Source organism: Stieleria magnilauensis (genome assembly GCA_007753675.1).
GTDB classification, from domain to species: domain Bacteria; phylum Planctomycetota; class Planctomycetia; order Pirellulales; family Pirellulaceae; genus Stieleria; species Stieleria magnilauensis.
In genome coordinates this window covers 7,464,653-7,480,430 of record CP036432.1, presented here as the reverse complement: position 1 = coordinate 7,480,430, position 15,778 = coordinate 7,464,653, and the positions used below count along the sequence as shown (strand labels likewise).

Genomic DNA, 15,778 nt, shown 5'->3' with positions numbered 1-15,778 from the left:
TGTAATCGGGCACCGGATCAATCCGCCACATCGATTAAATCGACAGGCCGGTACGGTATCGGCTGACAACCGAAGGCTTTAAAGTAGTGTCGCACCGTGCCTGAATTGGCGGCTGAATCGGCGATGCGGCGAGATGATCCGCCTGCTGTGAAACATGCGGTGCCATTGTGGTTTTGTTTGTAGATTGATCGGCTTTTCGTATTGTTGGCGGGCGTCCGTCCTGAACTACATCGGCGAGGACACCTAAAATGTTTCACGCTTCGGTAAACCTTCACCTCGAAGATCCGCTGCTGAATATGGCAACGGTCTTGGTGACCGGAATCATCGGCGGCGAACTGTTCGCCCTCCTCCGCTTGCCGAAGGTGACAGGATGGATCGCGACGGGCATTCTGCTCCGCTGGATCGCCCTTCCGGGGATGGACACGGGGGTGGACCCCAAAGCCTTGGATCGTTTTTTGCCCTACATGCACTTCGTGCTGGGGTTCATTGCATTCACGGTGGGTGCAACGCTCTATTTTGCCAGCCTACGCAACACCGGCAAACGCATCGGGCTGTTATTGCTGGGCGAGACGTTGATCACGCCGGTGTTGGTCGGTGCCTTGCTTTATTTTGCCGGGCCACTGGTCCCTGGCGGCGACGTGATGACGACTCAGCCGGCGCTGTTGTTGGCCGCGATCGCGATCGCGGGGGCACCGGGAACAACGGTCCTGGTGATTCAAGAAGCTCGGGCTCGTGGCATTCTCACCCGCACCTTGCTGGCTGCGATCGGCTTGATCGACATGGTCGCCGTTGCCGTGTTTGTTTTTATCACCACGTTTCTGGGTAATCAGGCAGGCTGGACACACGCGTTGCAAAGTGTGTTCATTCAGTTTGGAGTGACACTGGTCATCGGCGGCGGTTGTGCATTCATCGCGATCCTCTTGACGCGAACGGTCGTCAGCCCGGCGTTCTTAGGACCGACGATCGTCGCCGCCGTGCTGGGCTCATGGGGGCTGGCTGCCGGCTTCGGCACCTCCGGAGGGATCTTGGCGTGCACCTTCGCGGGCATCGTGCTGACCAATTTCCAGCACGACCTGGTGCGATCGGGCGAAGCCTATTTGCAAACCATCGGCGGCGCGCTGTTCGCCCTGTTCTTTACGTTCGCCGGCATGCGACTGGATTTCGGTTTGGTTCCCAGCGCGGCCGCATTGGTCGGACTGTATTTCACCGCGCGATTGATCGGCAAATGCGTCAGCGCGTTTTCCGCGATGTCGTTGTCCGGGGTGACCGACAACGTCCGCGGCTACCTCGGCATCGCACTGCTGCCACACGGCGGCGTCGCGGTCGGCTTGATCCTGCTGGTGACGGGTGAAAACTCGGGCTTCAGCGAAGAGGTCCGAACGGTCGTCAACACGGTCGGACTGTCGGCACTGGCGATCAATCAGCTGCTCGGACCGAGCGCCACACGATTCGCACTGGTCCGATCGGGCGAAGACCACAAGGACCGCCCCCGGCTACTGGACTTCCTGCAGGAGCAGCGGATTACGGTCGGGCTGACCGGCAGCGATCGCGAAGCGACCATTCGACAACTTGTGTCGCAACTTTACGCGACATCCAAGATGGAACTTCCACAGGATGAATTTGTTGAACGAGTGCTGGCCCGTGACGCCGAGTTGTCGACCTACCTGGGACAAGGGCTGATGATCCCCCACGCCATCCTGGACCATGGCGAAGGCGACGAGATACGCGGCGTCTTGGGGTTGAGCGCCGAAGGCCTGCAATTTGATACCTTCGACGACCGTCGCGTCCACGCCGTGTTGCTGCTGGCGACACCGGAACTGGAACGCAACCGCCACCTGCAGGTGCTCTCCGCCTTCGCGACGGCCATCACCCGCGACGCCAACCTCGTCGAGCAACTCTATCATGCCCGTAGCGCAGCCCACGCCTACGAGGTCCTGCACGCGGACAAGCACGCCGACATCAACTACTTCCTCGAAGACGCCGCGGATCAGGCAGGGCTGAGACCTTAGCGGTATTGGGCATTCGTGCGGCTGCTTCACGGCCTGTTGATTTCGTCGATCTTCTGAATTCGATGCGATCACGCCAGGTGCGACGCGCAGGCGAGGTGCGCCGCGTAAGCGAGGGGCGCTGCGTGGCCCCTAGCTAACGCGGACCCTAGCTAACGCAGCCCCTTGCTCACGCATGCGGGCTTAAATCGACAGGCCGTTCATTCACCGGTTTTGACCGGCAAGAATCGAACGGCATCGACGATCACGTACCCGTCGGTGGCCTGATTGCCGATCACGACGCGGGCCGGTTGTGTGGCATCAAAGCGGAATCGCCCCAGCGAGCTGAACGCGTTTTCGATCGCCGGTTTGTTTCGCTGATTGAGCGTCAGCGAATCGGTCCCATCGGCATGTGTGACCTGGACCGGAACATTGGTCGCGCGATTGTTGTTGGCCGGATATGCCACTTGTACGTCGTAGGTTCCGGCATCGAGCTTGATTTCAAACGCCGCGCGGGAATTACCTTTGTTCGCATTGGAATCATGCAGATAGCCGGTCAAGAAATGCGGACCGTTGGCTTGACTGGTCTGCCATGAACCGTCCAGTTTCGCCGACGTGTTGTCCAACACGACCCCGGAGAAATCACCGGGCCGCAACCCCGCGCCGCCGCTGCCACTGCCTTCGTACTCGAGCACCTGACCATCGGCTAAGAGCCGTTCTTGCAACGCTTCGTAGCGGACATCCTGGACGTCGGATCCATTTTCAATCGCCAGCACGGCTGCGGTCGCCGCACTTTGACCGAGAATCATGAAGACGGGTTCCATCCGAATCGAACCGAACGCGATGTGCGAGCTGGAGACGCAGACCGGCACCAGCAAATTGGTGCAATCGGATCGCTTGGGGATCAGAGAGTCATAGGAGATCTGGTACGGACCGCCGGTCGACACACCGATATCCCCTTCGTTTTGCACGTGGCCCTCGGGCGTGATGTAGCGTTGGACGTTGTGCGAATCGATGGAATACGACCCCATTCCGACCGACTTGGGCGTCGCACGTCGTTTTTGCAACTCGTTTTCGGTCATCACATACTGGCCGATCATCCGCCGCGCTTCACGCACGTAGATCTGGTGCGGCCAGTTGCCGTTGTCGGTGAATTCATCCGCGGCCAACCCCCACGATTGCATCTTCGTGCGAATCTCTTCGGGAACGCGCGGGTCGGTGACATGAAAATAGAGCCACCCTTTTTGATACGTTTCGTGCTCGCGAATGATTTCCCGGCGGCGCTCGTACGAGGCATCGGGATAGTCGTAATTGAATCCGATGTTATCGGTGCTCATCGGACCATGATTGTTCGTGTCGGTCTTTCGATTCGGGATCGGATCAAATTTGCGAAACGTCTGATCCCAGCCGGCCTGATATATGCGCGCGAGCAACTCGTACTGTGACGGGTCGTAACCGTCGGGTTTGGCAAACGGGACACGGTTGTCGGGATGATCGGTCAAGCACATTCGAAAGCAATACGCTTGAACTCGGTGATCGGCGGCACCTTTCTCACCGGGCGGATCGGTGCTGATCCGGGGCAGGACGCCGCTGCTAGGGTCTCCAGGCGTCTGGTACGGACTGATCGGTGGCAGATCGCCGAAGTGATGCTGGTGATGCAAGACTCCGGTTTGCACCCCGTTCCAGTTTTCGCCGTACTGTGCACTGGACTCGCGGCCGACGTGATAGGGGACGCCGGCAGCCGCCAGCAGATCCCCTTCGTAGGTGGCGTCCAAAAACACTTTGGCGCGATAGGTTTCGCCGTTAAGCATGCGGATCGAGGCGATTTTGCCGTCCACCACTTCGACGCCCGATTGGCGGTCCAGCCAGCGGTCGCGGTGCACCGGAATGTTGAACTCGCTCACGTAGTCTTCGAAGACTTTCTCGGCGACGTGGGGCTCAAAGATCCATTGCGTCCGATTCTCGCCGTCGATCGCCCGATTGCCCTGTCCCTTGTTGCCGTAACTGTCTTGGGACTGCCATTTCCATGCTTCCGGTTTTTGGTATTCCAGATAAATCCGATGATAAAAGTCACGGGCTAATCCGCCGATGACTTCTTTTTTACCCGTGTCGGTCCACCCCAGCCCGCCGCTGGAAAGACCACCGAGGTGTTTGTCGGGACAGACAATGACGACCGACTTGCCCATCTGCTTGACCTGCACCGCGGCAGTTACCGCAGCCGAGGTTCCGCCATAAATCACCACGTCCGCCGTGGCCGGCTCGGCGGCATCCGCCAAACCCTGGGGAAGAATTGCGAGAACCAACGCGATCAAGAATTTCGTTTTCATGGGCGGATGTCTTGGTGAAAGAAGGACAGGAATGGTGGGGTGTCGCGGTCCGGCGAGCCGAGCGAATCAACACGTCCGGCCGGCCCAGGCAGCGAGGCCCAGGCAGAGAAACTCAGGCAGACGGTAGTCTAATCCATGCTCAGTGACGCCGGACTAGCGTCAACGATTCCGGATCGCGACGGATTTCGACCGCACCGGGCAACGTCAAAGCATCGGGGCCGCGACCGCAGAGCATTTCGAAAACGCGCGTCCAATGAAACTGGCCCATGTCCCGCAGCGGCCATCCCGATCGCTGCCAACACCGCCGCAGGGCCTCGATCGCGACGGCTTGGTCCCGCAGCGGTGTGGCGGTCAGCTCCGTTTCCGCCTCGCCGCCGATTCGATCCAAGCGTCGCAGCGTGAGCGGTTTTTCCCGAATTTGCACCGTCGCCAACCAGCGATCGATGACCGGCTGCAAGGCGTCGAGCCATTGGCGTTGGCCTTGGATCGCGCGGGCGATGGCGGGAACGGCCTGGGGAAACTGTGATTGCATGGTCGGCAGCAACTCGTTTCGAATCCAATTCCGCCGATAGGCGTTGGATCGGTTCGAGGCATCATCTCGCCAGGGAGCATTGATCGACCGCAGGGCCTCGCGAATCTGGTCGCGGCCGAGGTCGAGCATCGGTCGCGCGATCACAAAATCGCTACCCGAGGGATCGTCCGAGAAGGGGCGAAAGGACGCGATCCCCGCCATCCCCGCCGGTCCGGTTCCACGCATCAGCCGATACAAGACGGTTTCAACGTTGTCGTCGCGGGAATGTCCCAGGGCCAAGTAGCGGGCACCGTGTCGCCGCATGACGGTGCGAAAGAACTCGCGGCGATCATTCCGCGCAGACTCCTCGTCTTGCTCCGCCCCCTGGCCACATTCCGTTTCCAGCGGCACCGCGAGTTGACCGGCCAATTGCCGGACGAATTCGGCATCGGCGTGGGATTCCCGGCCGCGAAACTGGTGGTTGAAATGAGCGACGACGAGGAAGCCCCGCGGCGGCGAGGGGGCGGCGGGTTGGCGGACCGATTCGACCAGCGACCGCAGCAGCGCGACGCTGTCGGCACCCCCGCTACAACCGACCACGACGCCCAGATCCCGATAACCCGACGCCGGCCACGCCGATTCGATCGCGTCGCGAACGTTCTGCCAGGGAGGTGGATTGGTCATGGAATCAGGGGCTGGAGAAAGCCGGTCTGGTGGCCTGGCCGGGCGGGCTCATAGTTGTAAAAAACAATCCGATTCGGGGGGACCCCGGAGACTCAGCCGCAGAATCACGGCCGGCAATCGCAACCGGTGTGGCTGCCCAACCAACCACCCACGGCGAAAGGAAATTTGGTAGGATCTTCCTCGAACCGTCGCCGAGTTTTCACCTGCGATCGTCACCTCGTCGACCGGTCTCCTCCATCCACCTGAGCGCACCTGCACGAGCGTGACTGCCCGAACGCGACTGCGCAATTCATATGCTATCCGAGGCTCCCTTGCCCCACGTCCTGCCCCTCGCATCATTTCTCGACGAACTTTTCTTTCTGTATTCACTCGCCGGCGTTCTAGCCGGTGCAGTGTTGATGATGGGGTATCAACGCTGGAAAGCCGCCGCCTACAAGATTCGGCTGGCGGAAAAAGCTGACAAGTTGATGGACGAGGCGAATCGCGAAGCCGAGGCGCTGAAGACACAGATTCTGCTGGAGGCCAAGGAAGAAGCACTGGAAATCAAGACCAGGGGAGAGGCCGAACTGGCCGAAGCTCGGCGTCTGCAATTGAGCCGAGAACAAACCCTCGATCGCCGAGCCGAACAGCTGGACAACCAGGAGGCGGACTTACGCAAGCAGCAACGCGGGCTGGAAAACAGCCAGCAACGGTTGGACGCGGGACTCAAATCGCTCGCCGAACAACGCGACGAGCTGAAGACGCTCGAACGCAAGCAACGAAAGGTTCTCGAAGCGGTCTCGGGGATGACCCGAGCCGAAGCCGCCGAGCAATTGATGAAAGCGCTCGACGAGGAACTGGAACACGAACGCGGGAAGCTGTTGCTGAAGAAAAAGAAACAGATCAACGAGACGATCAAGGAAAAGAGCCGCGAAATGTTGCTGACCGCGATCCAGCGGTACGCCTCGGCCTACACCGCCGACTCGACGACCAGCACCGTCGACGTTCCGACCGACGACATGAAGGGCCGGATCATCGGTCGCGAAGGCCGCAACATCCGCGCGTTTGAAAAAGCCACCGGCATCGACGTGATCATCGACGACACACCGGGTGTAGTGATCGTCAGCGGGTTCGATCCGGTGCGCCGCGAAATCGCCCGTCGCTCCCTGGCCAACTTGATCGCCGACGGTCGCATCCATCCGTCAAAGATCGAAGAGGTCGTCGAAGAAACCAAACAACAGATCAACGAGCTGATCATTCAAAAGGGACGTGAGGCGGCCGATGAAGTCGACGTTCCCGGACTGAGTGACCGGTTGATCGAAATGCTGGGCCGATTGCATTTCCGAACCTCGTACAGCCAAAACGTTTTGCGGCACAGTGTCGAAGTCGCGTTCCTGTCCGGGATGATCGCCGAAATGCTGGGGATGCGCGGCGACGTGGCCCGTCGCTGCGGCTTGCTCCACGACATCGGAAAAGCAGCCGATCACGAGTTGGAAGGCGGCCATCCGAAGATCGGTGCGGACCTGCTGCGGCGCCACAACGAAAGCCCCGAAGTCGTTCATGCGGCACTGGGACACCACGATGAAATCGTCGTCGAACATCCTTACACGATGGTCGTCGCGACCGCGGACGCCTGCAGTGCCAGTCGCCCCGGTGCGCGGCGCGAATCGCTGGAACGCTACATCAAACGCATGGAAGAACTCGAATCGATCGCCCGGCGGTTCGAAGGGGTGCGCGAAGCCTACGCCATCAGCGCCGGCCGCGAACTGCGGGTGATCATCGACAGCACCACGACCAGCGACGAGCAAGCCGCCGTCGTCTGCCACGAGATCGCCAAAGCCTTCGAACGCGAACTGTTGTACCCCGGTGAAATCAAAGTCACCGTGCTCCGAGAAACCGCGTTCACCGAAGTCGCCAAGTAGTTAAACCGACTTTTGATAGATCGCCGTCAGCAACGCTTCGGTGTCTTTGAACTTCTTCTTCGTCGCCAACGCTTCATCGATCAATCGCCGCGCCTCGGCTTCGGCGTGACCGAGTGTGATCAGCGCGTCGAACGTCTCGCTGACAACGTGATTGCTTTCCGAATCCGTCTCGCCGGTCGGGCCGGCCTGATCAACCATCAACGCAAACCGCGGCATCTTTCGCCTCAATTTGGCGATGATCCGCTCGCTGGTCGCCGGCCCGATTCCCGGCAGCGCCGACAACCCCTTGGCGTCTTGCTGTTCGATCATCACAGCAAGCTCTTTGACCGGCCGAACCATCGCGCGGAGCGCCTTCTTCACGCCGACACCGTCCACGCTGCAAAACAGGTCAAAGAACTGACGCTCGGGCTCGGTCGCAAACCCGACCAGCCGCGGCGTCAACCGGCCGCCACCTTGCGCATTGCCTTCGATGTAGTCCATCGTGTGCAAACGGATCGATTGACCGACCTTGGATTGCAACTGCCGACGGGTGTAGTCGCCGACCAAGACCTCGTACTCGAAAGGTGCCGACTCGATCGCGATCGACGACTCGGTCACTTGGGTCAGTTTTCCGGCGATGTTCAGAATCACGTGTTGTGGCCGTTTGAAAGGGGGGGAAGGAATCGATTCCAGGCTCCGCCTGGTCTGTGCGGAAGACCTTCCGTGGCAGGTGATGCGGCGGTGAAGCATTCCACCGTGATTATTCTTCGCCGATGGAAATCCGAGCATTGGAACGAGATGATCATTGCCGATTTGGCTCGCTCGATCCACCTCATGCCAACAATGGATTGTGGCTGAGGTGAAAACCGCAGACGGCGATCGCCAAGGCATCGGCCACGTCGGCCGGTTCGGGGACCTCGGACAGGTTCAATTGCAATTTCACCGCCAATTGAATCTGATGCTTCGGGGCGTGCCCATTGCCCGTCATCACTTTCTTGACCTTCGTCGGTTCGAAGCTTTTGACGGCAATGCCGGCGGTGCCCGCGGCCAAACAGATCACGCCTCGCGCATGCCCCATCAGGATGGCCGTTTTGGGCCGCGAGTAGTGGGAGAACAATTGTTCGAGCGCGAGAAAATCCGGCTTGTGCTGCTCCAACACCTCCGTGACGCCGGTGTGAATCTCCAGCAGCCGCTCTTCGATCGACGCTTTGGCTTTGCTGCGGACGATCCCGGCTTCGATCAACTGGAATTGCCCCCGGCTGACGCGAATGACACCGTAACCGGTCGTGTTCAATCCCGGGTCGATGCCCAGAATCGTGACCGGCGCCTGGCTGGCCGCGGCGCCGCCCAGTTTGACCGCCGCCCGCGAACTCATGAGGTCAATTCCCAGCTGGTGCCATCTTTCTTGTCCAACAGGGAAACGCCGAGTTCGCTGAGTCGATTGCGGATGGCATCACCGGTCGCATAGTCCTTGCGCTCACGGGCTTCCTTGCGAAGATCGATCAACAGGTGAATCGTCTTGTCGAGCAACTCTTGTGCGACTTCATCACCTCCACCGGCGACCGGCGGCTTGTCGAACAATCCCAACACATTGGTCAGCTCTTTCAACGATCGCATCGCGGCGATCAGCGAGACGACTTCGGGCGAGGACGCATCCGCTCCGGCGGCGAGTGATTTTTCGTCGATGAATCGATTGAGCAACCGCAACCAATCGAACAGCACGCTGATGGCGGCACCGGTGTTGAAGTCGTCGTCCATCGCGGTGATGAACTTTTCCCGTAGCTGGTGCACCTGGTCGAGCAAGGTGTCCTTTCCGGGATCGAACTCGCCGCCGGCACGTGTTTTCGCCGGTTTCAGATCGCCGTCTCCGTAGAAGGAGATTCCCGAGATCTCTTTAAACCGATCAAACAATCGATAAAAACCGTCCAGCGCCGCGCCGGCTTCTTCCAGCCCTTCTTCGCTGTACAGGATGGTGCTGCGATAATGGGTTCGCAGCAGGAAGAATCGAATCCGTGTTCCGGTGTGGCGTCGGATCAGCGCGCTCAGGCCGCCGTCGCCCTTGGAGCGACTGATTTTTCCGGCCGCTGCTTCTTCGGCCGATTCTTCGCGATCGCCCTTGCCGCCCAATTTGCCTTTGCCTTCGGACCGCATCAGGCCGTTGTGCATCCAGTACTTGACCATCGGCGCGTCGTGGCAGCAGCCGCTTTGGGCCAGCTCGTTTTCGTGGTGGGGGAACATCAGGTCCAGCCCGCCGCCGTGGATGTCAAAGGTCGTGCCCAGGATCTCGTGGCTCATCGCGGAGCACTCGATGTGCCAGCCGGGTCGGCCGCGGCCCCAGGGGCTGTCCCAGGAGATTTCACCGGGCTTGGCGGATTTCCAGAGCGCGAAATCGCCGGCGGACCGTTTTTTCGCCGCCGCCTCGCCGCCCTCACCCTGCTGGTCGTCGACGCTGCGGTTGGAGAGCTGACCGTAGTTGGGGTCTTTGACGACGTCGAAGAAAACGTCGCCATCGACTTCGTAGGCGTGGTCTTTTTCGATCAACCGCTCGATAAACGAGATGATCTGGGGCATGTGATCGGTCGCCCGCGGCATGTAGTCGATCTGGTTGACGCCCAGTTCGCGAAGGTTGGCCAAGTAGTCGGCCGTCATTTCCGTGGCGATCTGAGAAACCGGCAGCTCCCGCTCTTTGCTCTTGTTGATCAGCTTGTCGTCGACGTCGGTGATGTTGACCACCCAGGTCGGCTGGTAGCCGCTGTACCGCAGGTAGCGTTTGACGGTGTCAAAAATGACGGGGCCGACCATGTGACCGATGTGGGATTCGGCATAGACGGTCGGTCCACACAGATAGATCCCGACGGCGGGCGGAGCGATCGGCTCGAACGGCTGTTTGGTTTTCGTCAGCGTGTTGTAAACGCGAAGTTGGCTGGTTGGCTTTGTCACGGTGGTCGGCGGGCAAAGTGGAGTGACTCGGGGAAAGAAGCGAATTGTAGGGACGCGAGCGGATCTCGCCGAGCCCGATTGATCCCGCACATTGCCTCGGCGTGCAAAGAAACCGCGGCCCTGCCCAGGTTCCCGGTGCCCCTCTCATTGACCAAACCGCTTGTCGCAAATAGATTTACGCCCGCTTGGCCGGACCGAGGTGAAATAAATCGGGCACTTCAGGCGAATTGCGACCGCGATTCGCGGCACCACCATGCCGAGCAAGACGCCCCCGATGACTCCCGAGTGACTCCTTAATTCTCCACGAGCTCAAGCGGCGTCGATAGACGTAAGTCCTTGTTTTGACTACGGATAGCGACGAACCCACCGCCTGCTCACGCCCCTTCTGAGACGGTTTCGATAGAGAACAACCATGGCGAACAAGATGGTCTATTACTTCGGTAAAACAAAAACCGAAGGCAAAGGCAAACCCAAAGCTCTACTCGGCGGAAAAGGACTGAACCTCGCCGAAATGACCTCGATCGGACTCCCGGTCCCCCCCGGGTTCACGATCACCACCGAAGTCTGCGACCAGTACTACAAGGCCGGCAAGCAATTGCCCGCGGGCCTGATGGACGAGGTCGGCAAAGCGATCAAGAAACTCGAAAAAGAACTCGACAAGAAGTTCGGCGACGACTCCAACCCGCTGCTGGTCAGCGTCCGCTCCGGAGCCGCGGTCAGCATGCCCGGGATGATGAACACCATCCTGAACCTGGGCCTGAACGACATTTCCACCGAAGGCTTGGCTAAGGCGACCAAAAACGAACGCTTTGCCTACGACGCCTACCGCCGCCTGATCAACATGTTCGGCGACGTCGTGATGGGGATGGACCACCACCAGTTCGAAGTCGCATTCGACAAAATCAAGAAAAAGTACAACGTCTCCGATGACACGGAAGTGCCGGCCGAGGGCCTGAAAGAACTGTGCGAGGCTTACAAAGAAGTCTACAAGCAGCACACCGGCGAGATGTTCCCGCAGGATCCGGTCGCACAACTGGAACTGTCGATCGAAGCCGTCTTCGGCTCCTGGAACACCGATCGGGCGGTCAAGTACCGCGAGATCGAAGGGATCCGCCACCTGCTCGGAACCGCCGTCAACGTCCAATCGATGGTCTATGGAAACATGGGCGAAGATTCGGGAACGGGCGTCGCGTTCACGCGAAACCCCAACACCGGCGAGAACAAGTTCTACGGCGAATTCCTGATCAATGCTCAGGGTGAAGACGTCGTCGCGGGGATTCGCACCCCGCAACCGGTCGCCGAAATGCCCAAGTGGAATCGCGCGATCCACAAGGAACTCCTCGAGGTCAAAAAGACGCTCGAGAATCACTACGCCGAAATGCAGGACATCGAGTTCACGATCGAACGTGGCACGCTGTACATGCTGCAAACGCGAACCGGCAAACGAACCGGCATCGCCGCAGTCAAGATCGCCTGCGACCTCGTCAAGGAAGGGCTGATCGACCAAAAAGAAGCGGTCATGCGAGTCGACCCGAACGCGCTGACGCAGCTGCTGCTGCCCAGCTTCAAAACCACCGCCCGCAACGCCGCCGAAGTGCTTTGCAAAGGCATCAACGCCTCACCGGGTGCCGCCGTCGGCAAACCCGCCTTCACGGCCGAAGAAGCCCGTGAACGCAAAGACGCCGGCGAAAACATCATCCTGGTTCGTCGCGAGACCAGCCCCGAAGACGTCGATGGCATGAGCGCCGCGGTCGGCATCCTGACCAGCACCGGCGGTGCAACCAGCCACGCAGCCGTCGTCGCCCGAGGCTGGGGCAAGTGCTGCGTCGCAGGTGCCTCCGACGTCGAAATCGACGAAAAGAAAAAACGCATGAAGGTCCACGGGCAAACCCTGGGCGTCAACGACGTCATCAGCCTGGACGGAACCACCGGTGAAGTCATGCTGGGTGCCGTGGAAACACAAGAGCCCAAGCTGTCCGGCGACTTCGCCAAGCTGATGAAATGGGCCGACGAGTACCGCACGCTGGCCGTTCGCACCAACGCGGATTCACCCGCCGACAGCAAGCGAGCCCGTGACTTCGGCGCCGAAGGCATCGGACTGTGCCGTACCGAGCACATGTTCTTCGAGCCGGACCGCATCATTCACATGCGGTCGATGATCCTGGCTGAAGAAGAAAAAGAACGCCGTCAGGCACTGGCCAAGTTGCTGCCGTTCCAACGCAAAGATTTTGAAGGCATCTTCAAAGCGATGGCCGGACTGCCCGTGACGATCCGCTTGCTTGACCCGCCGTTGCACGAGTTCCTGCCCCACGAATCGGCCGCTCAAAAAGAGATGGCCACTGAACTGGGCGTCAAAGCATCGGACATCAAGAAACGCATCGAAGCGCTGCACGAAGCCAACCCGATGCTCGGACACCGGGGATGCCGCTTGAGCATCACCTATCCCGAAGTCCTGGAAATGCAGGTCCAAGCGATCACCGAAGCGGCGATCAACTGCGGCAAGAAAAAGATCAAGGCTCACCCCGAGATCATGATCCCGCTGGTCGGAACCTACAAAGAACTCGCACTGCTGCGAAAGAAAGTCGAGGAGACGATTGCCTCGACCGTTGCGGCGAAGAAGTTCGACGGCGACCTGGATATCTCGATCGGAACCATGATCGAAATTCCCCGCGCCTGCTTGACCGCCGACGAGATCGCCGAGCACGCCGACTTCTTCAGCTTCGGCACCAACGACTTGACCCAGATGGCGTTCGGCTACAGCCGCGACGACATCGGCGGTTTCCTGCCCGATTACCTGGAGCAAGAAATCCTGGATGTCGACCCGTTCCAATCCCTGGATCAAACCGGTGTCGGACAACTCGTCGAGCTGGGTGTCACCAAAGGCCGCTCTACCAAGAAGGCCTTGAAGATCGGCATCTGCGGCGAACACGGCGGCGACCCGAGCAGCGTCGAGTTCTGCCACCGAGTGGGACTGAACTACGTCAGCTGCAGCCCCTTCCGGGTCCCGATCGCCCGACTGGCCGCCGCTCAAGCTGCGATCACCAACAGCTAGCACGCGAAGCACGCCGGGCAGGTGCGATGCATCGCATCACCTGCCCGCCAAGCAAACACTGAAAAGACTCGGCTGTCTTCAGCCGAGTCTTTTTTTATGGGCCTTTCGCAAAGCCTGCGGGTCAAGTTTCAAGTTTCAAGACCCACCTACGATGCCACTTACTTTGGCACTGAGTGAGGTAGCGGAACGGCGCGAGCCGTCCGGTTTAACCTTGAAAGACCGGAGGGCTCGCGCCCTGCCGCTAACAAAAGCCCCCCGTTTGGCGCCAAAGTAGATGGCATTGGGCTAGCGCCATCGGCTCACCATGATTTCGGCAACGACCCAACCAACAGGCCGCTGATGCAACCCGCTACGGCTGCAGACAGTGCCGATTGGCCATGCTGATGCCGCTGACGATCGCGCCGACGATGCCGACGAACCCCTGGTCGGTGCCGCACAAGAAAACGTTCGGCAGGTGCGTGGTGCCATCGAGTTGCTTGGTCGGCGCCCCGTAGACGGCACCGTTGTCATGCCAGGTGAATCGCCGAATGGTCTTGGGCGTAAACACGTCGGTGTCGACGACGTACTGGCGAAAGTCGGGCATGAAACGCACCGACGACGCGACCGCCAGATCGTACTGCCGCACCTTTTCGGCTTGGTACTTTGCTTCGGGTAACTCGCACCATCGATCATGGTTGGCAAGCGTCGTGATCCGCAACACGCCGTCGGGCAGATCGCCCTCGTCGTCTTCGTAGATGTAATTGTTCGGCGAACAGATCACGCCGGTCCGCGCGTCACAGAGCTCGTCGTCTGGGCGTTTCCAATGAAACGCATCGCTGTCGTTGTAGAAAACAATGGTGCGATCAAACCCGAACGATTGTGGCATTCGATCCAGGATCGAAATGGATTCGATGAACGACAGCTTTCCTGCGCGTGCGACGTCGACTTCGGTGATGTCGTCACACATCCGCATGGTTTCGACATTGCCGGCCGACGAAAGAATGCGCGTCGCCGTCAATTCCGTCCCGTCATCCAAGACCACGCCGACCGCACGTCCACCTTCGACATGAATCTTCGACACGCCGCTGCGAAGCTTCAACTCGCCGCCGAGCCCGCGAAACTTGCGGACCAGGTTCTTCAGGATCACCCGCACACCCTTGAACGGACGCCCGAACCCTTCCAGATAACAGGCCCGAAACATGATGCAGAACTGACCGAAGTCCATGTCGTTTTCGCGAGCGTTGCCGTACCACATCAGCGGACAGAGCAACATTTCGATCAACAACGGCTCACTGATGTGCTCGGCCATGACCTCGCGGGCCGAACGCATGAAACGCTCATCGGCTCCATCCATGTCGGAATAATCCAACAGCGAATCACACAACGAACGGAAGCCATCGACCTGACCGGGGAACCGCTCGGCGATCTCGTTTTCCAACAACCCGATATCGTTGCTGAAATCGAGCGACACGCCGGGGAACCGAATCGACGAACCGATTTGCTCGGCAAGCTTGAAGTCGTCCCAGCGGAACCGCAACTGACGAATCAGCTTTGCCAGCGGACCTTTCTTGGTCCCACGTTTGGCGAAATTGGTCATCGCGTGCAGACCGACGTCATAGTCACGGCCGCCCATCCGGTAAAACGAATTCAGCCCGCCGATGGTGTAGTGACGCTCAAGAATACAGACCCGCTGGTCGTAGTGTGCCAGACGGATCCCGGCCGCCAAACCACTCATCCCGGCACCGATAATGATCGTGTCGTAGTGGTCGGCGCTGTTCTTGGCTGCGTTCGGGTCGGTCACAGATAATTCGACGCGTGTGGAGTCGACGGACCGCAGGATCAGGTTTTGACGATGTCACGCATCTTCGGTTCAAGATACGCCACCGTGGACGCCATACTGGCAAGCTCCCCGTACTCCTCCTCGGGAATCTGGACACGGTGCCGCTTTCGCAACTCCATCACGATGTCCAAAAAGTCCATGCTATCGAGCTCCAACTGCTCCCGGAACGCAACCTCGTCCTTCAAATCGTCCAGGTCTTCGTCCGGCGAAATGTCTTCGAGAATGTCCAGGATTTCGTCGCGGATTTCAGCAGGCGTCATTGCTTTCAGGGATTTGGTATGAATCGGGGCGGAACAGAACTTGCCGGACCGACCATCTTACCGCCTGGGAATCAAATTTCGAAGTGCCCGAAACTTAGGTTTTTTGTCGCTGTTTGATTTTCGGGCCGCGAGACGCATGGGCGGCTCCGGCCCCCGCAGGCGGAGCGGCCCGACCCCGGTGACGCCGATCGCCACGCCCGGTTTTGGCACCGAGGTAGCCAGCGGAATGGCGCGAGCGGCCTGTCGGTTTAGTGTATCCACAAAACGAGGGGAGGTGGCTTAGTAGGCATCGTCACGATGTTTGCTATTCTTGGCGGATC

The 15,778-nt window shown here is 59.6% G+C and carries 10 protein-coding genes; 3 read left to right on the top strand and 7 right to left on the bottom strand.

Going from position 1 to position 15,778, the window contains the following annotated elements; translation table 11 throughout:
• Positions 1–296: 296 nt before the first annotated feature.
• A complete protein-coding gene (locus TBK1r_RS26625; protein ID WP_145223074.1) occupies positions 297–2,009 on the top strand; it encodes a cation:proton antiporter domain-containing protein in 1,713 nt (570 codons plus the stop codon).
• Positions 2,010–2,206: 197 nt separating this feature from the next.
• Here the strand turns inward: TBK1r_RS26625 and TBK1r_RS26620 are convergent, their stop codons facing one another.
• Together TBK1r_RS26620 and tilS are read right to left on the bottom strand one after the other, a co-directional pair.
• Positions 2,207–4,312: an FAD-dependent oxidoreductase gene (locus TBK1r_RS26620; RefSeq protein WP_145217818.1), complete on the bottom strand. Its 2,106-nt coding sequence runs from the start codon at positions 4,310–4,312 to the stop codon at positions 2,207–2,209.
• 139 nt (positions 4,313–4,451) lie between these two features.
• Positions 4,452–5,507 (bottom strand): tRNA lysidine(34) synthetase TilS, encoded by a 1,056-nt coding sequence (tilS, locus tag TBK1r_RS26615; RefSeq protein ID WP_145217816.1) that lies wholly within the window; start codon positions 5,505–5,507, stop codon positions 4,452–4,454.
• Between the two features lie 311 nt (positions 5,508–5,818).
• On the opposite strand from tilS, the gene rny reads away from it, so the two are divergent.
• Positions 5,819–7,408: a ribonuclease Y gene (rny, locus tag TBK1r_RS26610; protein WP_419580429.1), complete on the top strand. Its 1,590-nt coding sequence runs from the start codon at positions 5,819–5,821 to the stop codon at positions 7,406–7,408.
• Here the strand turns inward: rny and ruvA are convergent, their stop codons facing one another.
• The 3 genes from ruvA to cysS form a co-directional block, all read right to left on the bottom strand.
• On the bottom strand, positions 7,409–8,038 hold the full coding sequence (gene ruvA, locus TBK1r_RS26605) for a Holliday junction branch migration protein RuvA (protein WP_145217813.1): 630 nt from the start codon (positions 8,036–8,038) through the stop codon (positions 7,409–7,411).
• 181 nt (positions 8,039–8,219) lie between these two features.
• A complete protein-coding gene (gene ruvC / locus TBK1r_RS26600; RefSeq protein WP_419581598.1) occupies positions 8,220–8,699 on the bottom strand; it encodes a crossover junction endodeoxyribonuclease RuvC in 480 nt (159 codons plus the stop codon).
• A 59-nt stretch (positions 8,700–8,758) separates the two neighbouring features.
• Positions 8,759–10,327 carry a cysteine--tRNA ligase gene (gene cysS, locus TBK1r_RS26595; RefSeq protein ID WP_145217809.1) on the bottom strand — a complete coding sequence of 523 codons (1,569 nt, stop codon included), beginning with the start codon at positions 10,325–10,327 and terminating at the stop codon, positions 8,759–8,761.
• Between the two features lie 412 nt (positions 10,328–10,739).
• Here cysS and ppdK point away from each other — a divergent pair, with 412 nt between their 5' ends.
• Positions 10,740–13,379 carry a pyruvate, phosphate dikinase gene (ppdK, locus tag TBK1r_RS26590; RefSeq protein WP_145217807.1) on the top strand — a complete coding sequence of 880 codons (2,640 nt, stop codon included), beginning with the start codon at positions 10,740–10,742 and terminating at the stop codon, positions 13,377–13,379.
• A gap of 349 nt (positions 13,380–13,728) precedes the next feature.
• Here ppdK and TBK1r_RS26585 read toward each other — a convergent pair whose 3' ends face one another.
• Complete coding sequence (locus tag TBK1r_RS26585; RefSeq protein ID WP_372897144.1) at positions 13,729–15,159, bottom strand: phytoene desaturase family protein; 1,431 nt, start codon at positions 15,157–15,159, stop codon at positions 13,729–13,731.
• A gap of 38 nt (positions 15,160–15,197) precedes the next feature.
• Positions 15,198–15,458, bottom strand: a complete 261-nt coding sequence (locus TBK1r_RS26580) for an acyl carrier protein (protein WP_095741252.1) — start codon at positions 15,456–15,458, stop codon at positions 15,198–15,200.
• Positions 15,459–15,778: the final 320 nt, after the last annotated feature.